The 20,417-nt window shown below is 69.2% G+C and carries 17 protein-coding genes; 9 read left to right on the top strand and 8 right to left on the bottom strand.

Annotated features, from left to right (window positions below; genetic code table 11):
- Nucleotides 1–38: 38 nt before the first annotated feature.
- Nucleotides 39–782 (top strand): CsgG/HfaB family protein, encoded by a 744-nt coding sequence (locus tag KY572_RS35900; protein ID WP_224248203.1) that lies wholly within the window; start codon nucleotides 39–41, stop codon nucleotides 780–782.
- Between the two features lie 4 nt (nucleotides 783–786).
- On the opposite strand, the gene KY572_RS35895 is transcribed toward KY572_RS35900, so the two are convergent.
- From KY572_RS35895 to KY572_RS35880, 4 genes are all read right to left on the bottom strand, one after another.
- The gene (locus KY572_RS35895) at nucleotides 787–2,055 is read right to left on the bottom strand and encodes a tetratricopeptide repeat protein (RefSeq protein WP_224248202.1); all 1,269 of its coding nucleotides are present in this window, start codon (nucleotides 2,053–2,055) and stop codon (nucleotides 787–789) included.
- Entirely contained in the window at nucleotides 2,052–3,527 is a 1,476-nt protein-coding gene (locus KY572_RS35890; RefSeq protein WP_224248201.1) for a PKD domain-containing protein, read from the bottom strand. The genes KY572_RS35895 and KY572_RS35890 overlap by 4 nt, the downstream gene beginning before the upstream one ends.
- A 22-nt stretch (nucleotides 3,528–3,549) precedes the next feature.
- A complete protein-coding gene (locus KY572_RS35885; RefSeq protein WP_224248200.1) occupies nucleotides 3,550–4,632 on the bottom strand; it encodes a hypothetical protein in 1,083 nt (360 codons plus the stop codon).
- A gap of 190 nt (nucleotides 4,633–4,822) precedes the next feature.
- The gene (locus KY572_RS35880) at nucleotides 4,823–5,293 is read right to left on the bottom strand and encodes a tetratricopeptide repeat protein (protein ID WP_224248199.1); all 471 of its coding nucleotides are present in this window, start codon (nucleotides 5,291–5,293) and stop codon (nucleotides 4,823–4,825) included.
- Nucleotides 5,294–5,387: 94 nt separating this feature from the next.
- Here KY572_RS35880 and KY572_RS35875 point away from each other — a divergent pair, with 94 nt between their 5' ends.
- Nucleotides 5,388–5,975, top strand: a complete 588-nt coding sequence (locus tag KY572_RS35875) for a hypothetical protein (protein ID WP_224248198.1) — start codon at nucleotides 5,388–5,390, stop codon at nucleotides 5,973–5,975.
- Between the two features lie 162 nt (nucleotides 5,976–6,137).
- Here the strand turns inward: KY572_RS35875 and KY572_RS35870 are convergent, their stop codons facing one another.
- Nucleotides 6,138–7,088, bottom strand: a complete 951-nt coding sequence (locus tag KY572_RS35870; protein WP_224248197.1) for a hypothetical protein — start codon at nucleotides 7,086–7,088, stop codon at nucleotides 6,138–6,140.
- Between the two features lie 227 nt (nucleotides 7,089–7,315).
- On the opposite strand from KY572_RS35870, the gene KY572_RS35865 reads away from it, so the two are divergent.
- Complete coding sequence (locus tag KY572_RS35865) at nucleotides 7,316–7,588, top strand: hypothetical protein (RefSeq protein WP_224248196.1); 273 nt, start codon at nucleotides 7,316–7,318, stop codon at nucleotides 7,586–7,588.
- An 83-nt stretch (nucleotides 7,589–7,671) separates the two neighbouring features.
- Here KY572_RS35865 and KY572_RS35860 read toward each other — a convergent pair whose 3' ends face one another.
- On the bottom strand, nucleotides 7,672–8,451 hold the full coding sequence (locus KY572_RS35860; protein ID WP_224248195.1) for a class I SAM-dependent methyltransferase: 780 nt from the start codon (nucleotides 8,449–8,451) through the stop codon (nucleotides 7,672–7,674).
- Nucleotides 8,452–8,574: 123 nt separating this feature from the next.
- Here KY572_RS35860 and KY572_RS47510 point away from each other — a divergent pair, with 123 nt between their 5' ends.
- Complete coding sequence (locus KY572_RS47510) at nucleotides 8,575–10,314, top strand: sensor histidine kinase (protein WP_263452279.1); 1,740 nt, start codon at nucleotides 8,575–8,577, stop codon at nucleotides 10,312–10,314.
- 23 nt (nucleotides 10,315–10,337) lie between these two features.
- On the opposite strand, the gene KY572_RS35845 is transcribed toward KY572_RS47510, so the two are convergent.
- Nucleotides 10,338–12,503, bottom strand: a complete 2,166-nt coding sequence (locus KY572_RS35845; RefSeq protein WP_224248194.1) for a sensor domain-containing diguanylate cyclase — start codon at nucleotides 12,501–12,503, stop codon at nucleotides 10,338–10,340.
- Nucleotides 12,500–12,784, bottom strand: a complete 285-nt coding sequence (locus tag KY572_RS35840) for an FtsB family cell division protein (protein ID WP_224248193.1) — start codon at nucleotides 12,782–12,784, stop codon at nucleotides 12,500–12,502. Before KY572_RS35840 ends, KY572_RS35845 begins: the two co-directional genes overlap by 4 nt.
- 112 nt (nucleotides 12,785–12,896) lie before the next feature.
- On the opposite strand from KY572_RS35840, the gene KY572_RS35835 reads away from it, so the two are divergent.
- The 5 genes from KY572_RS35835 (at nucleotide 12,897) to KY572_RS35815 (ending at nucleotide 20,368) form a co-directional block, all read left to right on the top strand.
- Entirely contained in the window at nucleotides 12,897–13,448 is a 552-nt protein-coding gene (locus KY572_RS35835) for a hypothetical protein (protein ID WP_224248192.1), read from the top strand.
- A gap of 372 nt (nucleotides 13,449–13,820) precedes the next feature.
- Nucleotides 13,821–15,926, top strand: coding sequence for a hypothetical protein (locus KY572_RS35830; RefSeq protein WP_224248191.1), 2,106 nt, complete (start codon nucleotides 13,821–13,823; stop codon nucleotides 15,924–15,926).
- Nucleotides 15,923–16,915, top strand: a complete 993-nt coding sequence (locus KY572_RS35825; protein WP_224248190.1) for an ATP-binding protein — start codon at nucleotides 15,923–15,925, stop codon at nucleotides 16,913–16,915. Before KY572_RS35830 ends, KY572_RS35825 begins: the two co-directional genes overlap by 4 nt.
- Nucleotides 16,866–18,788 (top strand): hypothetical protein, encoded by a 1,923-nt coding sequence (locus KY572_RS35820; protein WP_224248189.1) that lies wholly within the window; start codon nucleotides 16,866–16,868, stop codon nucleotides 18,786–18,788. Before KY572_RS35825 ends, KY572_RS35820 begins: the two co-directional genes overlap by 50 nt.
- Nucleotides 18,785–20,368, top strand: coding sequence for a hypothetical protein (locus KY572_RS35815; protein WP_224248188.1), 1,584 nt, complete (start codon nucleotides 18,785–18,787; stop codon nucleotides 20,366–20,368). The genes KY572_RS35820 and KY572_RS35815 overlap by 4 nt, the downstream gene beginning before the upstream one ends.
- Nucleotides 20,369–20,417: the final 49 nt, after the last annotated feature.

Genomic DNA, 20,417 nt, shown 5'->3' with positions numbered 1-20,417 from the left:
TGCAGCTTACAGGCGCCTCCGTGACAGAATCCCGTTTCGTGCCTGCCCTTCCGTCCCTGCCCCTGCGTCTGCTCTGCCTCCTTCTCGCGCTCCTGGCCCTGCCGTCCGCCGCCGCCGACAAGCCCACCGTCGCGGTGCTCTACTTCGGATACGGCGGCAAGAACCCCGACCTGGAGGTGCTCAAGAAGGGCCTGGCCCAGATGCTCATCTCGGACCTGTCCGACTTCGGGACCGCGCACCTCGTCGAGCGGGATCGGCTCGAGGAGATCATCCAGGAGCTCGAGCTGGGCCAGTCCAGCAAGTTCGACCCGGCCACCGTGGCCCGTATCGGCCAGCTCGTCGGCGCCCACTACCTCGTCATGGGCGACTACTTCGACATGAAGATGGGCAAGACGAACATGCTCATCATGGGCGCCAGGGTCATCGAGGTGCGCACGGCCACCATCCTCCGCGCCCTCAACGCCCGGGGCGACGCGGACGAGTTCCTCCTGCTCGAGCAGAAGCTCGCGCAAGACGTCAACAAGGTGCTGGAGGGGCTCGCCACCAAGAGCCCCGAGCCCTCCAAGCCGCCCTCCTCCGAGCCGCCCAGGGCGCCGGGGACACCCCAGCCCTCGCGCAAGCCTCGCAGGCTCACCACGCAGACCGCGCTGCGCTACTCCCGCGCCCTGGACGCCAAGGACCGCAAGGACGTGGAGACCGCGAAGAAGGAGCTGGGCGTCGTCCTCGAGGAGGAGCCGGACTTCATGCTCGCCTCCATGGACCTGGCCCGGCTGATGAAGTGACGCCTCAGGGCTTGCAGAGAGCGCCCGCCTGCGGGGCCCCTCGATCCCGGGCGCGGCACCACGCGGCCTTGGCGCGCATCCGATCCGTGTTGGCCTCTCCGTCGCGTCCAGCGGCCTGCGCCGAGCCTGCTCGCGCCGCGTAGGCGTGCCCCAGGAACAGGGAGATCTCCGCCACGTCCGGAGCGAGCTCCGCCGCCTTCTCGAGCAGCGGAACGGCCTGTTCCGCGCGCTGCGCCTGCAGGTGGATGAGCCCCAGGTTGAAGCGAGGCTTCCAGAAGTTCGCGTCCAGCGCCGCGGCGCGCTCGTAGTGAGCCACGCTCTCCTTCCAGTCCTGGGCCAGCGCCGCCATCCTGCCCGCCAGGTTCTCCGCCGCCGCGAAGCCCTGGCACTCGAGCGCCGCGCTCATGGCGGCGGTGTCCGGATGGCCCGCGAGAAGGCTCGCCCGGGCCACGTGGAACCACCCCTCCGGACGCCACGCCTTGCCGCGCGCCCGGAGCGTCTCGAGCACCTCGGCGGCCTTCCCCGCCCGCGACATCTCGGGGATGCGATCCGAGAGGCCCGGCGCCACCTCGAGCAGCGCCGTGAGCGCCGCGGCATCCTGCTCCTGGCACGCCGCCGGGGGCACGGGCTCGCTGTTCTCGGCGGAGATCACGTCCATGCGGAGCCGAAGCTCCGGCACGGGGTTGGAGCGGAGCGTCAGCACGCCCAGGCCTCCGAGCAGCACCGCGAGGAGCCCTCCGGCCATGAATGCCGTGCGCCTGCTCTTGGAGGTGCCCGCACTCGGTGCCGGCGAGGTGGCCGCGGTCGTCACGGGGGGCGTCTCGGGAACCGGCGCGACAGGCTCCTGGACGTAGCGCTCCTTGTACCAGGTGAGGATCGCCACGAGGGAGTTGAGGCTCGTCGCCGCCTCCTCGATGCCGACCTTCACCCCCGTCTCATGGAGGCCTCCGGCGTGATCGTGCGAGCTGAGGTTGCCCCACGCCTGCACCGTCCCCATGTGCGCCAGGATGTTGGTGGGGATGACGCCGGCGTGGGCCTGCTGGCGGAACTTGCTGATGAGCTCGTCCAGCATCGCCTTGCCCGGCGTCTGCTTCAGCTCGGTGGTCACCAGCGAGCGCAGCAGCATCTCCACCACCAGCCGCGCGTTCTGCAGCACGCCCTTGTAGTCCTGGTGGCGAGCCCGGGTGGACAGCGCCGTCAGATCGTCCTTCGCCCGGCCGAAGGCGGGGGTCAGCTGCTCCAGCCGCCTGAGCAACGGCTCCAGCTCCGTCATCGTGATCCCGGCTTCGGCGGCGTCTGAGGCCGGCGGCCGTCCTGGTTGTCCGGAGTGGCCGTGGGGCCCTCGGGCGGCGGGCCCGGATCCTTCGTGGGCTCGCGCTTGTCGTCCTGCCGCGCGGTGGCCTGCTGCTCGTTCTGGAACCGCGCGTTGATGTCCGCGAACCTGCCCTGGCGCTCCAGCGCCCACAGGTCCTCGTCCGTCACGTAGGGCCGGTTGAGGATCTTCCGGGCGGCGAGGATCTTCGCCTTCAGCATCGGATCCACCACCGGATCGCTCTTCTCCTTCGTGGGCCTGGGCGGCGGGCGCATCACCGAGAACGTGCCGCGCGCCGGCAGGCCCTCCGAGTCCTTGCCCTCCAGGGCGTGCTCCACCGAGAAGACGTTCGTGTCCTTGTTCGTGTCCAGCTTCACCTCGAACTCGAGGCCACGGCCCGGCGGGATGATGCTCGAGCCCAGCAGCGACGAGGGATCCACCACCTGCTGCTGCGTGGGCCCCGTGGGGTTGATCAGGTGCTTGAACACGTAGGCATTGTGGATGAACACCGGCCGATCCCGCATGTGGAACAGCCGGACCTTCTGCCGCACCACCCCGTCACTGCCCAGCTCCGGGAAGCGCGGCGTGAACTGCACCAGCAGCGTCACCACGCCCTTGGTCGCCAGGTCCTCGAAGGCCGGGTTGAGCAGCTGGACGGAGGTGCGCCCCAGCACCGGCTCGTCCGCGTTGCCATGCACCTTCACCTCGATGAGCAGGTTGGAGAACAGCGCGTCCTGCTTCCGGCTCTCGAAGCTGTGGGTGACGTAGGGCACCGTCGTCGTCGCCTTCTCCCCGTCTCCGAAGGACCACTCGTAGGAGCGCGGCTGGAACGGCACGAACGAGGCGTTGTCCGGCGCCGGGTTCTCGATGAGCTTCACCTCGAGATCGAACTCTCCCCAGGTGTTCGCCCGCAGGTTCGTGGTGATCAGCGCCATGCGCTGGGGCTTGCACGGCTTCACCGTGAAGGGCGGCACGTCCACCGTCGTGACGACGTTGTTCTTGCCGAACACCTGCACCTGGAGCTTGGGCGTCTCGCCGTCATCCGCGATCCACGAGCGCACCGGCACCCGCGGCCCCTGCCGGCCGCCGATCGTGTAGTGCAGGTAGGGATCGGTCCCGTCCGGCGTGTGGGCCCGGACGGAGATCAGGTTCTCCTCGCCCTCGCACACCTCGGTCTTCTCGACGGTGACTTCGTCGATGATCGGGGCGGCCGGATCCGCCGGGGCCTCGGGGGCCGGCGGCGGAGCCTCCGACGAGGGTATGGGGCGCGGAGCAGGAGCCGGGGCGGCCTCCGTCAGCGTCGGTCCGGGCTGGGCCGGAGGAGGTGGTGGCGGCGTGGAGGGAGGAGTGTCCCCACCCCACAGCCATGCCACCAGCGCCACCAGCACGCACGCGCCGAGCGCGGCGATTCCCGCCTTCCGTCTCCTGCTCACGCTCACTGCTCAGTCCTTGAGATCAGAACCAGCACCCGTAGACGTTGCCGCCCGAGTTCCACTGGATCGTGTTCGAGGTGTCATACGCCCAGAGGCTCACGCCGGCGCCGTTGTACGGGTGGCCGCTCCAGCCGCCGAGCCTGTCCGGGCTGATGGACCGCGCCACGGTGCCCGCGTTGTTGGAGATGTTGTTCCACACGCCGCTGTCGTCGGTGTCGCACCGGCCTGCGGCCATGCAGTTACGAACCTGGCGGCCCGCGTCGTCACAGATGTTCTCGAAGCAGGTGATCGACGAGCCGATCCCCTTCCAGAAGCCGAGGCCCGTGTTGCACTCGTTCTGGACGGAGTTGTAGAGCGAGTTGCCCGCCGTCTGCAGCAGGGAGTGGTTGTAGATGTACGCGTCCACCGGCGAGAAGCCCGCGCGGTACTGGGCGTGGGCGATCAGCGTCGAGCACACCATGCCGTTGTTCCAGCCGGCGCCGCCCACGTGCACCCCCTCGAGATCGCGGTACTGGTAGAGCACGTAGTTGAGGACGTTGCCGTTGGGCCCCAGGTACCGCCGGAAGCTCTGGCCGCCGTCCTGCTTCGAGGTCCAGGCCACGGTAGGCATCGAGCTCAGCATCCAGTTGGAGACCGCCTCGCCCCGGGTGTCGAACCCGGCCGAGGTGCGGCTGCGCTGGTAGGAGAGGTACTGGAGGCTGCCACCGCCACCATAGAGGTACTGATAGATGGCGCCCTGGTTGATGCGCGCGGCCCCCGGGAAGCCCGAGGTCAGCTCGCCCTGCTTCAGCGGCGTGCTGCAGTAGGAGGGCCAGCCGTTGGTGCCCGGCGTGTACATCGTCTCGTGCGTCACGTCCTGGCCCGGCCCGTGAGAGAACATCGAGTGCGTCCGGTACTCGCCTACCGCGTCGAGCACCGCGGCGATCGGACCTCCTCCGCCACCCCGGCTGAGGATGAGCGAGCCGTTGGGGGCGTTCCAGCCAGCGGCGGTGCTGCCGCACGCCGCGTCCGAGGTATCCGAGGAGCCGGCCAGGGCGGCCGGCGCGGCGAGAGCCGCCACCACGAGCGCAGCCGAGCGGATGGTCTTCACAGCACGATTCGACATGAGTCCTCCCTTCACGGGGACAAGGGAAAGCCGAGCACTAGAAGAGAATCGAAGAGCGCGGATTGTCTACGCTTCACACACTACCTTGCAAGTCACGGATTCCGCCGCGCTGAGTCATCCGTGTCAAAGCAGGTGGGCCCTGACTTCCCAGGCAAGCAAGCGAGTTCTCAGCGCGAGTCATTCGATACATCTACCTGGACCTGTCTGTGTTCGCATCGAGCACGCGCAAGAGCGCCTCGGCCTGCTGTCGCAGCTCCGGATCTGTGTCCTGCAACACATTGGAGGCGTATCCGCGCGCGCGTTCTGTGTCCTTTTTCGCAAGGGCCATGGCCATGAAGAGGTTGAGGCGCGGATGCCACGGATGGGCCTCCAGCGCGGGCGCGAGGACCCACTCCGCCCGCGTGTCCTGCTCGTGCTCCAGGAAGAGCATCGCCAGATCACACGCCGGGTCCGGCTCGGTGGGCGCTCGCGCGTGGGCCCGCTCCAGCAGCTCCCTGGCTCGCGTGCGCTCACCGGCCATGTCCAGCGCCAGGGCCAGCCCGTGCATCACCTCCACCGAGTCGGGCGACTCCCGCCAGGCCTCCTCCAAGAGGCGCCGGGCCTCCGTCACGTCCCCCTGCTCCAGCCGAGCCATCGCGTCCCGATAAACGTCCGTTTTCAAAGGGCTTCCTCCGTTTTGCGGCGCATGGTGAGTCCAGAAGCAACTTCCGCCTACATTTTACGACAATTTGGGAAAGCCTTTCCCAAGAGCCCCCATGATCGTCCGCAATGAGCGAGTCTCTCCCCGCCTCCCGCTGAGCTCCAGCCCGGAGGTTGCTTCGACGAACAAGCCCGTGGCCGCCGAGCCGGCGCGCCCCTTCGCCCGTGACTCCTTCGAGGGCGCCAGCGCGGTGCAGCGCACGGCCCAGGTCGCGGCGGCGCCCACGGGTGACCACGGCAAGCTGATGCGCGAGTACCTCACGGGCGCGCGTCCGCCTCCGGCCGACTTCGAGCAGGTGATGGGCTACAAGCCCTTCCAGCTCCAGACGAAGCACGGGGCTCGGATGCAGGATCCCCACGGCTCCGCCTCGGCCCCTGGGAAGATCGGTCCGGACAAGGAGTTCGATCCGGCGGCCAAGACGCACGACTACGGCTACGATCTGCTGCGCTACTACGACAGGAAGGGCACGCCGCTGAGCGGCGATGCGCGCAAGGCCGCCGACGCGCTGTTCCGCGAGGACCTGTTCCACTACGCCAACGATCAGAAGGGCTTCGGGGACCGCTTGAAGTTCAAGGCGTGGGCGCAGATCTACGCCACCGCGGTGGAGCTGAACTCGCGCGTGCAGGGCTACGGCCCTCCGTAAGGCCTGGGACACAGCTGGAGCCACTCGAGGAGCTCGACGACGGTGACGTCGTCGGGCTCTTTTCGTTTCCTGCAAGGACGAAGACCTCGGCAGCGCGCGAGGGCCCTCGCCTCACGTCGCCACCGAGGTCTCTCCGACTGCCAGGCGCCAACGCCCGTCGGGCTACGGCTTGCCGGCGCGCGCCTCGTCGAACGGGATGCGGAACGGCAGGTAGGCATCGCTCAGGCGGTGCGCGTCGCCCATGTTGTCGCCGTAGTCGTAGCGGCGCACCACGGCGTCACGGCCCGCGTGCTTCAGGAACTCCTCGGGGCCCTCGCCGTCGCCCAGCCCGAAGAGGCCGGGGACCTTGTCCTTGTTGTTCACGTAGTGCACGTACCTGGGCCCGTCCGGGTAGTTGGCGGCGGCCCCGCCGAACGTCTCCACGTTCACCTTGCTCAGCAGCTTCTCGGTGTCCGCCTTCGACAGGCCGTCCTCGACGCGCAGCCGGTTGGCCACGTGGCTCAGCGCGCGGCTGGTGATGAGCGCGCCCTGGCTGTGCCCCATCAGGTGCACCGAGCGCCCCGCCTTCAGCTCCGCGTAGACGGTGTCCGCCAGCGTGTCCACCGCCGGGTTGGTGCCCTTGTCCAGCTTGTCCTTCACGCACTGGAGCACGTCGGCCGCCATGCCCTCGGTGGCGTTGTGCACGCCGAGGACCTTGGCGCCCGTGGTGTCCGCGATCTGCTGCAGGCTGCCGAACTGCTTGTTCTTCGTGTCGCCGATGCCGTTGACGTAGATGATCGTCTCGGAGGGGTTGGGGTTGTTCTTCGGCGTCACGCCCGGCACCTGGCTCAGCGGCGTGCCCGGGTTGAACGTCTGCCCGCCCGCGCCCACCAGCTTCCCGTCGAAGGCCTTGTCCGACTTGTCCCCGAAGATGCCGCCCAGCAGGCCGGCCTTCTGCTGGACCTGGCCCTCGAAGCCGTCGGCGAACTGCTCCAGCTTCTGTCCGCCCTTCTCGACACCATTGCGCACCGCATTGCCCGCGGTGCTGGCGGCGCTCTGCACCTTGTCGACGGTGCTCTGGACGTTGTTCTGGACGCGGTTCAGGAGGTTCAGACCTCGTTGAATCAAGCTCATGGGGGGGTCTCTGGGAGCAAAAGAGGGTGTCTTCCTCCTACATTCTCGAAATGGGGGAGGCGAAAGTTGTGCCCGGAGCGAATTTCCCAGCCCATGAGAAGAAGTGTGGACTGGACGACTCATGTGAATCAGGGTGAAGTGCGCCCGGTCCTGGCCACCGATTTCGAGGCCTGGACTGCAAGGGGCTTGGAGTTCCCAGGCCCTGTCAAAACCCTCTGGAGGGGGACATGTCGATGAAGAAGTTCGTGTTCGCGGGTCTGCTGGGTGTTGCCACTGTCTTCGGAACCGGTTGCTCGGATGCGTGCGAGAAGGCCGCCAACAAGCTCGAGGACCGTCTGGAGGAGTGCGGCGTCACCATCCCGGACAACGACGGCGATAGCGACGGCGATGAGGCCGAGTGCACGGACGCAGCTGCCGACGCGGCGGAGAAGATTGCCGACTGTGCCGAGAAGGCCACCTGCGAGGACGTGAAGAGCGGCGCCTACATCACCAAGTGCTAGTTCCGCGGGACGCTCGGCACGGCTGAGCGACCATGACCGCCCCCTGGCTCCGGCCGGGGGGCGGTTTGTTTTTGGGGCCCGGCCTACGGCTCGAGGGGACGGGCGCGTCCCCAGGCCACCTCGGTGTAGCGCGAGCCGGGCTCCGGAGTGAGCCCGAGCTTCCTCAAGTCATCGGAGTATCGGGCGCCCTTGACGACCACCCAGCGCCGGGCCACGCGGCGGCCCTCCTCCAGCGCCTCGGGAGCGAGCGGGTCATGGCTGGCGAAGCGCCGCAGCACGTCGAAGCCGGGCTGGGACTTCTGGGGCCGGGCGAACATCGGATCGAAGCAGACGACATCGAAGGAGCGGGCCGGCAGCGTGCGCAGGTACTCGAGCGCGTCCGCGTGCACCACCTCCACCCGGCACGAGTCCGGCCCCAGCTCGTAGGTCTTCAGCCCTTCCGAGACGAGGGCGCACAGGGCCAGGCTCTTCTCCACGCCCACCACCCTGCCCCCGGGCCCCACCGCGAGCGAGGCCACCAGTGCGTCCTGGGCCAGGCCCAAGGTGCAGTCGAGCACGGCGTCTCCCGCTCGCAGCTCCGCCACCCGGACGAACGTGTCCGGCTCTCCCGCGGCCACCCGGAGCCGGCGCAGGTGGGCCATCCCCCCGTGAAAACCATGGTGGCCCTCGCGGTCCCAGAGCGTCACCCCGTCATGGCCGAAGATGAGGAGGGCCTCGGCGTGGGTCTCGAACCAGAGGGCAATGGACTCCTTGGGCTGGCGTGCGATGAAGGGTACCCGCCACTGGCGCGCGGCGGCCCGGGCCTGGGCGACGAGCCACTCCTTCGGTCTGGCGCTGGTGGTGATGGCGAGAGGGATGCGCATGGATGAATACAGGCAGGAGATGTATAAAATACGGTGATACAGGTTTTTCTCATCGACATCCGGGCGTCTCAAGCCTTGAACTCGGTCCGACACTGAATTCCAGGGGACCGACTCGAGAGGAAGATGACGATTCGCCGCAAGGTCTTCCTCGTGGTGGGCCTCACCATGTGTGTCGTGAGCCTCATGGGGCTCATGTTCCACATGGCCGTGAGCAGCGGTCGTGCCTCGCGAGATCGACTCCTGCTCATCCAGGAGCAGATCGACAGCTTCGGGCGGCTGCACGTGGTCGCGGAGCGCTACCTGCGCAACCTGCTGCGCGCCCGGGACACCGGCGGGGACACCCAGGCCCTGCTGAGTGAGTTCCAGACGACCGTCTCCCGGGAGCAGGCGCTCTTGAGAGACCTGACGGCCCGGGAGCTCGCCCACGACGAGTCGGTGCAGGGTCCAGAGGAGTGGACCGCGACGATTGGCGCGCTGCACGACTGGGCGGCCCGGGCCGAGGAGACGGTCCGCACCCAGCCGCCGGAGGCCCAGCAGCAGCTCGCGGAGTGGAAGCTGTTCGAGGCGTTCGAGCATGACGCGGGCCAGCTCATCAACCTGGCCCTGGAGGAGGAATATCGCGAGCAGGCGGAGTTCAAGCAGCAATCGGAGACCGAGCTGCGGTGGGCCGCCCGAGTGTCGATGGCGCTTCCCATCATCTGTGGCCTGCTGCTGGCGCTGATCCTGCTCGTCATCCTGCCGCTGGGGGAGGCCCTGCGCGCGCTGATGGCCGTGTCCGTGCGCATTGGCCAGGGAGATCTCCAGGTGAGCCTGCCCACGGAGCGGCGGGACGAGCTGGGGGCGCTCTCGCGGGCGTTCAACCAGATGGCCGCGGAGCTGAGGCAGACGCTCGACGAGAAGCACCAGCTGATGAAGGCCGAGGTGGAGGCCAAGGAGCAGGAGGCCCGCCGCCAGCAGACGCTGCTGGAGGAGACGGTCCGCGCGCGGACCCAGGAGCTGGAGCAGGCCAACTCGCAGCTCATCGACAGCCTGCGGCAGCTCAAGGACACCCAGGCCCAGCTCTTCTTCGCCGATCGGCTGGCCTCCATCGGACAGCTCGCCGCGGGCGTGGGGCACGAGATAAACAACCCGCTGTCGTACGTCCTCAGCAACCTCCACTACCTGCAGAAGGAGCTGACCCGCCACCAGGCGTCCTTCCCGGAGGACGCGCGGGCGGAGCTGATGGAGGTGGTGGGCGAGGCGCGGGATGGGGCCGAGCGCGTGCGCCTCATCGTGAAGGATCTCAAGGAGCTGGCACGGCCGACGGAGGAGCGCACCGGCCCGGTGGACCTGCGCGAGGTGGTCGGCACGGCGGCCAAGCTGGTGGCGCGCGAGCTCGCCCCGCGGGCCCGGCTGGTGGAGGACTGCGCGGACGTGCCGCCGGTGCGAGGCAACGCGACGCGGCTGGGCCAGGTGTTCCTGAACCTGCTGATCAACGCCGCGCACGCCATTGCCATGGGCAGGCCCGAGGAGAACGAGATCCGCGTGGTGGCACGGGTGAGCGCGCCGGGGCGCGTCACGGTGGAGGTGAGCGACACCGGCTGCGGCATTCCCGCGGAGAACCTGGGCCGCATCTTCGATCCGTTCTTCACCACCAAGGAGGCGGGAGAAGGCACGGGGCTGGGGCTCTCGGTGTGCCACAGCATCGTCACCTCGCTCGGAGGAGAGCTGCACGTGGAGAGCGAGGTAGGCAAGGGCACGACGTTCCGCATCACCCTGGCCATCGCGACGGAGGCTGCGGCGGACGCCGCGCTTCCCGTGAAGTTGCCTCCCCCGCGCACGCCGCCACCGGTGAAGGGGGGCTCGGAGCCCGCCCAGGGGTGAGCGGCCCGGAGTGAAGCGCGCGCCTACCCGGCCTCGGCGACCTGGAGCTTCTTGCCGCCCTGCATCTGCGCCACCGTGACCGACTGGTTCCGGCCGTGGCGCTTGGCGTGGTACAGGCACTGGTCCGCCAGGTCGATGAGCTGCTGCTTCTCGTAGCCGTAGTCCGGGCCCGTGGCGATGCCCAGCGACAGCGTCACCTTCAGCGGCCCCAGCTCCGTCTGGAACACCTCGGCCTTCACCGCCTCGCGGATGCGCTCGGCGATCACCAGCGCGCCCTTGGCGTCCGTCTCCGGCATGATGATGGCGAACTCCTCGCCGCCGTAGCGCGCGACGATGTCCGTGTCGCGCGCCTTGTCGCGGAGGATCTTCGCCACGCCTCGGAGCACCGCGTCGCCCGTGGGGTGACCGTAGGTGTCGTTGACGCTCTTGAAGTGGTCGATGTCCGTGAGGATGAGCGACACCTTGCGCTGGTAGCGCTTGGACTGCGCCAGGTACTCGTCCGCCTTGCTCTGGAAGGTGCGGTGGTTGAGCAGGCTGGTGAGGCCGTCCGTGGTGGCCATGCGCTCCATCTGCTCGAAGAGCTGCGCGCGGAGCACCGCCTGCGCCGCCTGGATCGCCATCACCTCCAGCATGCGCAGCACGTCCTGATCCAGCGCCTTCTTGCGAGAGCCGGCCACCAGCGTGCCGAGGATGCGGTCCCCCGCCGTGAGCGGGAAGATCTTCAGCGCGCCCAGGCCGCGGATCTGCGTCTCCTCGTCGAAGATGACCTGGCGGTCCATGGCCTTGATGTCGCGGCCCGGCAGCGGCGCGCCGTAGCGCACCACGTTGGCCACCAGCCCGTTGTTGTCCGGGAAGGAGCGGCCCTCGAGCGCCTTGCCCGCCGTCGTGACGCCCGTCATCCGGGCCACCTTGTGGACGCGCTTGCCCTCCACCTCGCTCACCAGCGTCACCGCGCAGAAGTCCAGGCTGGCGATCTGCCGCGCGCTCTCCAGCACCGCGACGAACACCTGCTCCGGGCTGCCGGCGCGGTTGAGCTCCTCGATGGCGCGGAAGAACCGATCCTTCTCGTCCCGGCTCTTGCGGATGTACGTCATCACCCGCTCCACCTCCATCGCGCGCAGCACCTCGCCGGCGATGGTGGTGAGCAGCCGCTCGTCCTGATCGGAGAACGGCTCGTGCATCACCCGGTCCGCCACCAGCACGCCGCGCACCAGCCCGCTCGCCTCGAGGATGGGCACCGCCAGCACCGCCGACACCTGCGGCGAGCCGCCGTCGTAGTAGGTGATGCCCTTGAGCCCGTTCGGCGAGTTCATCCGCACCGGCGCCTGGCGCTTGAGCACCCCGCCGATGATGCCCTCGCCCGCGTTGAAGCGCTCGCGCTGGATGCGCTCGGAGGTGGAGCGGCAGTCATACAGCTTCAGGCTCTTGTCGTCCGAGGTGAGCAGGAAGGCCGCGCAGGTATGGGTGCGCAGGGCCGTCTCGGCCACCTCGAGCGCGGCGCCCACCGCGCCCTCGATCTCCTTCACCGAGGCCACCAGCCACTTCTCGTCCTGGTTCATCCCCGAGAAGCTGTCCTGGGTGCCGGAGCTGATGAGGCGGAAGGTGCGGGCGCGCTCCTCCACCTCCTTGATGCGCTTCTGCACCGCGTCGTTCTCCGCGTGGCGGGCGGCGGCGATCCGGGCGGACAGCACCATGTGGTACAGGCCCGCGAAGAGCATCAGGAACAGGGAGTGCGTGAGGAACGACGGCCAGCCGCCCCCCTTCGGCGCGCCCAGGGTGACGAGCCCGTCGAACACCAGCGCCACGCCCAGCAGCGTCAGGCCGGCGTTGCGCGGCAGGAAGGCCACCAGGAACGCCATCAGCAGGTAGACGATGGGGAAGAGCACCCCGCCGGCGATGGCCACCACGATGAAGGCCGCGGCGATGAGGGCTCCGCCCAGCTCCAGGTCGTCCCTCAGCTCCACCGGGGCGCCCAGCGCGCTGCGCCGCAGCCGCCTCCACGCCGACAGCCCCAGCCCCACGAGCAGGAAGAGCACCAGACAGGCCTCGGTCCAGCCCAGCCGGTTCAGGCCCCGGAACCCGTTGCGCGCCAGGTGGATGAAGACCAGCAGGACGGACGCCGCGGGCAGCGAGCGCACCACGTGGCGGACGACCTTGGGCATCAACGGGATGGACGAGAGCGCGTTCATGGCTCCTCCTCCAGGTGGAAGACGATCTCGCCCGGCTTGACGTAGCCGAGCTCCTCGCGGGCGGCGCGCTCGAGGGCTTCGGGGTCCTTGCGCAGCGCGTTGATCTCGCGCCGCAGCGCCTCGTTCTGCTCGGCCAGCGTGCGGTTGCGCTCCTGGAGCGACTCCACGTCCTGCCGCAGCGAGAGGTAGCGACGGAAGCCCCGGGCGTCGGCGACGGAGGCCAGGGACAGGGCCCCCGCCAGAACCCCCGCCACCATCAGGAACTTTTTCCGCGCCGTCATGAGCCTGTGGAAGGTACCAGTGGCCGTCGATCGGGCAAGAAAACTGCTCCAGGCATGTAGCACCCTTTCTTGACGGCTCTCTCGCGGCGGTCGGATAGAACCTCACCGCATCATGAAGAGCTCTCGCCTCCTGCTCATTGGAATGCTGTTCGCCGCCACGGGCTGCATCGTGGTGCCTGCGGAAGGACGCCGGCCTCGCCCCCCGGCGCCGCACCCGGCTCCCCCTCCCCCGCCGAACCGTCCGCCACCCGCGCCGCCCGGGCCTCCGCCGCCGGCCACCTCGAACTTCCACGTCCCGCCGGACCGCGTCCCGCCGCAGGGCCTGTGTCGTATCTGGTACCGAGGCCTCCCGCCCGACCGGCAGCCCGCGCCCATGACGTGCGGGTATGCGCACCGGACGGCGAGGGACACGGGCGGGCTGGTGATCGTGGCCACCTCCTCCCGCTCCTTCCAGACCGGAGAGGTCGGCGCGACCGATTACGGGCCCGTCGACTTCAACGGCGTCCCACCGGACCGCCTGCCGCCGCCGGGCCTCTGCCGCGTGTGGCTCGATGGCCTTCCCCCGGACCGCCAGCCCACGCCCACCTCCTGCGGGGAAGCTCACGCGCAGCAGCGCCGCTCTGGTGGGCGCGTGCTCTTCATGCCCGCCTCGGACGTGCGGTAGGTCCGACGGGAGTGGGACGGGTCGGCTCATGGACCCACATTCTGGGGACACAGGTCGCGGGCCCCTCGCTGCGGGGCGGGTCCCCCCGTCGCTGACGGGTCCGCCCGCCCCGGCGTCCCGCTCTCCCTCGGACCACGGCCTCCAGCGTTCCTGAGCCATTGACGGCTCTCTCCCAAGCGCGCTCCGGGCGAACCGCCAGGCTTGTCCGAGCACACCCCCTTCTCTTCGGGACTCCGCCACGCACCCCTGTGGTATTCAACTGACGGAGGAACGATGCCGCCTGGGAGAACACTCACGGGACTGGGCCTGCTGATGCTGGGCCTGATGTCAGCAATCGCAGCGGCCGCCCCCGCCCAGCCCGCACTGGAAGTCTTGGGCTCTCACGGCTCCGAGGGTGTCGAACTCTCCCTCGCCGAACCGAAGCTGAACTGGTCGCTGCAGATCCAGTCCACCTCCAACACTCCCGTGAACGCCCTGAAGGTCGTCGTCACGCCGCTTCGGGATCCCACCGGGAAGCTCCAGAAGGTCCAGTGGGACCTTGCCGGCAAGGGCTCGGACTCCCCGGTACCCGTCGCCGCGCTCGGGAGCGTGATCGTGACGGTAACGGCCGAGCTCCCCCTGGCCGGGACGTACACGGGAGACATCTTCCTGCTCTACGGAGACGAGCTGCAGCGAGTGCCGCTCTCCGTCTCCCGGGCTCCCCAGCCCATCCCGGTGGTGAAGCAGGTGCTGCCAGTGGCGACGACCGCCAGCGTGTTCTCCCCCAGCGAGGCCACCGTGGCGCTCACCGTCGGCTCCACCGCGGACCAGGATCTCTCCGTGGGTTTCCAGCTGGGACCCATGACCCGCGTCTCCCGAGACGCCCTGCAGTTCCAGGCCCCCGTGACGCTGAAGGCCCCCCCGCGCCTCACGCTGCCAGGCGGAGCTCCCACGGAAGCCCGGATCGAGCTGGCGGGTCTGGAGGGTGCGGGTGAGTACAAGGGCACGCTGTACCTCCAGAGCCCGGGCGCTCCGGCGGTGGAGCAGGAGCTTCGCGTGTTCCTCAAGGAACCCTGGGGTGTCCCGCTCGTCTTCATCTGGCTGGGCATCCTCCTCTCGGGGCTGCTGCGCTGGGTGGCTCAGCACTTTCGGCCTCGCCTGGAGCTCCAGCACGGCATCCTCCTGCTGCGTCGGGAACTGGAGCATGAAACCCAGGCCTGGGAGCCGCTCGATGCCCAGGAGCGCCGGGTGCTCTCGGGAGTGCTGAACGAGGCGGACCGGCTGAACACCGGGCTGGTGACCGGAGGCCTCAAGCCCGCCGAGGCGAGTACGCGCCAGCTCGTGCTCCAGCAGAAGCGGGATCTGTTTCCGGTGTGGGTGGAGATCCGGCGGCAGGTCCGGGAGGTACGCCCGTTCAAGCTGCAGGAGGCCTATGCCCCAAGGCTCACCCAGGCGGAGACGCGGCTCCTGAGCGTCCACGCCAGGGCGGAGGAGCTGGAGCAGACCCGTAAAGAGCTGATGCAGGTGCCCGAGGCCATCGCCGAGGCCGTGCGCAACGAGCTGAAGGCGGTCATCGAGAAGCTCCAGGACGAAGTGAAGAAACACCGGGACTCTCCCTTTGGCTCGAGGCTCGACGCGGAGGTCTCCCCCCTCCTCGAGACGGCGCTCCAGCACGTCGCCGCCAACGAAACCCAGAAGGCCTTCGAGCCGTACGAGCAGGCTCGTGGCGCATACCTCCAGCTGCTCGTGCTGCAGCTGAACTCCCAGCTTCCCAAGGAGGCTCCCCAGGGGTTCCCGAAGGAGCCCTGGGAGTCGCTACGTGACCGGGTGCTGGCGGAGCTGGACACGGCGCGCTCGCAGACCGCAAGCCTGGAGACCGCCTTCCAGGCCTATACGCGCGCGCACCGACTGTTCCTGAGAGAGGGAGCCCGAGCACTGCTGGACGAGCTCCCGAACCTGAGGAAGCGGGTCGACCACCTGCTGCGTGAGTTCAAGCTGGAGGAGAGGACCGCGCGCAAGTCCCAGGTCGACACTCTGAGGTCCAAGCTGCAGGACGTCCTGCGCCAGGTCCAGGAGGACAAGCTCTCCGACGCCAACGCGGCGTACGGGGAGATTCGCCGGGAACTCCAGGAGGTGTTCTCCCCTCCCAGGGACCGGGCTGCACCCTTGCCGCCCCAACCGGTCCAGCCCAGCCTGGCCGCGTTGGCGCCCGCGCTCTCCGCGAGAGCGCCTGGGATCCTTGAAGGGCTGGTCACGGGGCCACTGGAGTTCCGGTCCGTCACCCGGTTGCGGTGGTCAGTCGATCTGGGAGTCTCGCTCGTGGTGGGCATCGGCGCGAGCTTGCTGGGCATCTTGTCCCTGTGGGCCAATGATCTGACGTGGGGCGGCTGGGCCGCACGCGCCACGGCCTTCCTCTGGGGGCTGGGACTTCACCACGCAACCCTCGGGACCCTGGCCGGACTGGCGGAGGGTAAGGTTGATAGGAAGGAAACCCCATGACGGTCATGTTCGATGAAGACGGTGAGGGGACCGCGTCCGCCGGGCCGGCCTCGTCCAGGTCTTCTCCCCAGATGCCCTACAGCGCCATCGTCGGGCAGGCCGAGCTCAAGCGCGCGCTGGAGCTGTGCTTCGTGGAGCGGCGCATCGGCGGAGTGCTGCTCAGCGGCGAGCGGGGCACCGGCAAGACGACCGCGGTCCGCGCCTTCGCCCGCATGGCCATGGGCGGCAAGCAACAACCCATGGTGAACCTGCCCATCAACGCCACCGAGGATCGGGTGGTGGGCGGCTGGCAGATCAAGGAGCTCATCGAAGGAAGGACCGTCTTCCAGCCCGGACTGCTGGAGGAGGCCAACGGTGGGCTGCTCTACGTGGATGAGGTCAACCTGCTGGACGACCACATCGTCAACATCATCCTGGATGTCACCTCCACGGGGATGCTCGTCGTACAGCGGGAAGGGCTGAACCAGACGAAGCACCTCCAGTTCGTCCTCGTGGGGACGATGAACCCCGAGGAAGGCACGCTGCGCCCGCAGCTGCTGGACCGCTTCGGGCTCATGGTGGCTGTGCAGGCGGAAACGGAGCCGGAGGTGCGCGCGCGGATCCTCGAACAGGTGCTGGGGATGGAGGATGAGGCGCTACGAAGCAAGGCGGAGCAGCAGGATTCCGCATGCCGTGAACGGCTCCTGAAGGCGCAGGAGCGCCTGCCTCAGGTCCAGCTGCCCCGCAAGCTCGCGGAGGCGTGCGTCCGCGCGGCCCAGGCGCTCGTGGTGGAGGGACACCGCGCCGAGCTGGTGCTGGCGCGAGCCGCGCGGGCGATGGCGGCGCTCGAGGGCAGGAACGTGGTCTCGGTGGAGGACATCCGGAAGGTGGCTCCGCTGGCGCTGGCTCACCGGCGCAAGAGTGGAGCGCAGCGGGATGCCGCCGTGTGGAGCAAGACGGATGACACGCTCGTCGACAAAGCCCTCGAGCTTGCTCCCGGCTCCGCTTGAACAGCTGCTCGCGTGCGCGAGCCTCCGAGAGGAGCTGGGGAGCCTGATCCTCTATGACGCCTCCACGGAGCTGCTGGAGCAGGTGGCGCGGAGATGGCTCGGCAACCTCGCCGTACTCGGAGTGCAAGCGCGCCGGGTGCAGCTCGGGCCGTGGACGACGGAGGAGGATCTCTGGGGGTACGGTGACTCGCTCCCCGTGGAGCTGCGCCGCTCCGGGCTGCTGGACTCGGACGAGCCCCGGCTGGTGGTGATCCCGGATCTCTCCCGGCTCTCGCTGGCCGCGCTGCGCGCGTGCGCGAGCTGGATGGGCTCGGAGCACGTGTCCATCGAGCGGGTGGGACAGGTCCGCCGCTTCCGGCCCCACTGCTACTGGCTCGCCGGGTGCGCGATGGCGGAAGTGGGCCAGGTCTCGCTCCACCTGCTGGACCGGTTCGCCCTGCGCGTGCGCGCCCCCTCCGTGCGGGGCGATGCCACGGCGGAGCTGCTGCGGGCGCTTCAGCCCGAGCCTCCTTCCTCGAGCGAGGCTCCGCGGGCGGGCCCGGAGGCCGGACGATTGCTGAGTGCGGCCCAAGTGCGCGTTCGCTTGTCGAAACCGGCTCGTGAGGCGCTCCTCGAACGGTTCCCCGCCTCGCCAGGCACGGGCCACCGGGGCCTGATCACGCTCGCGCGCACGGCGTGCGCCGTGGCCCAGCTCGCGGAAGCGACGGTGGATACCCCCCGCCCGCGGACCGTGGAGCTCCAAGCCTCGCACGTCCACCAGGCCGCGCGGTGGCTCCAGCTCCCCTCTCCTGCCCAGCGGGAGTCGCCAGAGTCGAAGTCGCCCGAGCCCGCTGCCTCTCCGGCCGGCCCCCAGGAGGCGCCACCGCAGGCCCCACCGCCGGCAGGGCCCGCGGCTCCGTCACCCGAGAAGCCTCCCGTCATGCGCTTCGAGGAGGCCCCCAGCCCCCCCGTGAGTGTGGTGCCGGTCCATGTCTCCGAAGTGGAGGTACAGCCTGCCGCCGCGCTTCCTCCGCTCGAGGTGGAGCGGGACCCGCGCAAGCAGCGGGAGTACGCGCCGCTGCGGCTGCCCACGGTTCAGGGGGGCATGAGCGCCAAGGACCGTGGCGCCGTCATCGGCGTGCAGCCCGCCACGGACCTGCAGGACCTGGCCATCGTCAGCACGGTGCTGGCCGCCGCCCCCTATCAGAACCTGCGCCGGGAGCAGTCCGACTCGGAGGAACCGGAGCTGCTGCTCACACGCTCGGATCTGCGCACGTACCGACGGGCGCCCGCGCCTCAGCACCTGCTCGCCCTGGTGCTGGACTTCACCAGCATGAGGACGGATGGCTGGCAGCAGGCCCTCGCACCGTACCTGTCACAGGCCTACGTGGAGCGGGCCATGGTCTGCGTCATCCAGGTGGGGGCCCGCGAGGACGACGGCGCACCCGCCGGCAGTGAGCTGCGAGCCCGGGAGGTGATGTCGCGCAGCCTGCTGGTGCCCGCCGTGGGGCAAGCCCTGGAGGCCCAGCCGGGCCGGGCCACGCCTCTGGCGGATGGGCTCGAGCGGGCTCTCGCCACCTTGCGCCGGACGCTGCGTGTGGGACGTGGAGCCGCGCATCATGCCTGGCTCGTCGTGGTCACGGACGGGCGAGGAAACGTCCCGCTGGAGGCGAGCCGCACGGGCATCCTCGCGCCGCTCGTGGGCCGTCAGGGCGTGGAGGATGCGCTGCGGATCGCCGCGCAGCTGCGCGGGATGCGGCAGGTCTCGTCGGTGGTGATCAAGCCTCCGCTGGCGCACTTGAAGAGTCTGCCCGCGCAGCTCGCGGGTGCCCTGGGTGCGCAGTTGGTGGACTTCGGGCCGCCGGCCCACGTGGCGGAGGACACCGCCGCATGAGCCTGGGACTGGATGTCATCCAGAACGCCATCGCCCGGCCACCATCGGGGGCGCCGCTGAAGCGCAATGCTCCATCCGGAGTTCGTGTCCGGGTCGAGCTGGTGGTGCTGGCCGCGGCGGGCGCTCCCGCTCCAGTAGAGCCGGAGAAGGGACGCTTCCACCTCGCGCCTGGGGGCACCTTCCATGTGCGGGTGATGCTCTCGCCAGCAGGGCTCGAAGAGGCTGACGCGGTGGACTTCGCGGAGGCCGAGTCCCTCTCACTGAGCTGGGATGGCCCCAAGGGCCTTCAGCTGCAGACCGAGACCGCGAGCCTCGTGCCCTCCGAGCTCGACAGCGGGCTGGCCACCCGCGAGTTCTGGCTGAAGACGGCGCCCGACGCCCAGGGCGTGCAGGGCCGGCTGAGCTTGCACCGGGCCACCCGGGCTCCCCACCAGGTCCGGTCGCTGGAGCTCCGCATCGAAAAGGCCGGACGGGTTCTGCCCGAGGCGTTGAGGGACAAGATCCTGGTGGATCTGGAGGAGGCGCCGGAGGATCCGGAGGCCACGGCCTTCCTCCACATCGAGGCCACGGACCAGACGCTTCGGCTGCACTGGTTCCCCTCGGAGGATCCTTCGAGCGGGCCCATCTCCGTGCTCGAGCCTCCACGGAACCTGTTGGACCCGCCGGGCCCTCCGGACACGCGGAAGCTCCTCTACACCGTGCAGAACTTCTTCCGGCGCCAGTGTGGCCGGCTCACGGCATGGCTGAAGGAGCGGTTGAAGGCTCGTAGCGACGTTACCCTCATCATCCAGGAGTACGCCGAGACCCGCGTGCCCTGGGAGATGCTGGAGCTGCCCTCCACGCAGGGGCGCAGGGTTGTCCCCACTCCCATCGGTGCCCTGATCAAGGTGGTCCGGTGGCTGAAGACCATGGATCAGGAAGAAGGAGAGCACCTGCCGCTACGCATGGGGCGGCAGACCTGGTCTGGCCGGGCCATGTCCTACGTAGCCGAGAAGGAACTGGAGCAGGCCGCGCAAGAGCTCGAGGCACTCCAGGGCTGCCATGAGCGCTTCGACGACATCGAGCTGCTCGGGCAGGAGCTGCAGGACGACTCCTCGTCCCTGGCGATGCTGTTCGTCGCCAGCCACGGTCAGAGTCCCGAGGACGAGCCGGATCCCGAGGCTCCAGAGCACGTGCTCACCCAGCTCATCCTGAACCTGCCGACCTTCATCCAGAAGGAGCGGCCCCTGATCTTCATCAACGCCTGTCACTCGGGCCTGCTGCTGAGGGATGACTACGGCGTCTCGGGCCTTCCCGAGCGGCTCCTGGGCACGTTCGCGGGCGCATACCTGGGAGTGATGGGAAGGATCGAGGAAGGGATCGCGGCGAGCGTCGGCGCGCGCATCCTGCAGGCGGCCCGAGCGGAGGGCGGCGTCTGCATCCCGGAGGAACTGCGCCGGGTACGCAAGGAGGCCTTCGAGAAGCTGAACGTGAACGACCCGGAATCTCGGCGCGCCTACGTGTCCACGTTCATGTACGTCTTCTACGGGACGCCGGAGGCCTACCTGAAGCTGGAGCCTGCGGGAGCGCCCCTTGGCTGAGTCCATCTCCATCGAGCCCGTGGTCTCGTACCCACGCACGGCCCGGCCC

The organism is Hyalangium gracile (assembly GCF_020103725.1).
GTDB lineage: Bacteria > Myxococcota > Myxococcia > Myxococcales > Myxococcaceae > Hyalangium > Hyalangium gracile.
This window is presented reverse-complemented; position numbering and strand designations above follow the sequence as displayed.

What these genes read in the sequence shown, in the direction of transcription:
- KY572_RS35895 (WP_224248202.1), bottom strand. Translation starts at nt 2,055, where the DNA reads ATGACGGAGCTGGAGCCGTTGCTCAGGCGGCTGGAGCAGCTGACCCCC.
- KY572_RS35885 (WP_224248200.1), bottom strand. Translation starts at nt 4,632, where the DNA reads ATGTCGAATCGTGCTGTGAAGACCATCCGCTCGGCTGCGCTCGTGGTG.
- KY572_RS35875 (WP_224248198.1), top strand. Translation starts at nt 5,388, where the DNA reads ATGATCGTCCGCAATGAGCGAGTCTCTCCCCGCCTCCCGCTGAGCTCC.
- KY572_RS35870 (WP_224248197.1), bottom strand. Translation starts at nt 7,088, where the DNA reads ATGAGCTTGATTCAACGAGGTCTGAACCTCCTGAACCGCGTCCAGAAC.
- KY572_RS35865 (WP_224248196.1), top strand. Translation starts at nt 7,316, where the DNA reads ATGTCGATGAAGAAGTTCGTGTTCGCGGGTCTGCTGGGTGTTGCCACT.
- KY572_RS35860 (WP_224248195.1), bottom strand. Translation starts at nt 8,451, where the DNA reads ATGCGCATCCCTCTCGCCATCACCACCAGCGCCAGACCGAAGGAGTGG.
- KY572_RS47510 (WP_263452279.1), top strand. Translation starts at nt 8,575, where the DNA reads ATGACGATTCGCCGCAAGGTCTTCCTCGTGGTGGGCCTCACCATGTGT.
- KY572_RS35845 (WP_224248194.1), bottom strand. Translation starts at nt 12,503, where the DNA reads ATGAACGCGCTCTCGTCCATCCCGTTGATGCCCAAGGTCGTCCGCCAC.
- KY572_RS35840 (WP_224248193.1), bottom strand. Translation starts at nt 12,784, where the DNA reads ATGACGGCGCGGAAAAAGTTCCTGATGGTGGCGGGGGTTCTGGCGGGG.
- KY572_RS35835 (WP_224248192.1), top strand. Translation starts at nt 12,897, where the DNA reads ATGAAGAGCTCTCGCCTCCTGCTCATTGGAATGCTGTTCGCCGCCACG.
- KY572_RS35825 (WP_224248190.1), top strand. Translation starts at nt 15,923, where the DNA reads ATGACGGTCATGTTCGATGAAGACGGTGAGGGGACCGCGTCCGCCGGG.
- KY572_RS35820 (WP_224248189.1), top strand. Translation starts at nt 16,866, where the DNA reads ATGACACGCTCGTCGACAAAGCCCTCGAGCTTGCTCCCGGCTCCGCTT.
- KY572_RS35815 (WP_224248188.1), top strand. Translation starts at nt 18,785, where the DNA reads ATGAGCCTGGGACTGGATGTCATCCAGAACGCCATCGCCCGGCCACCA.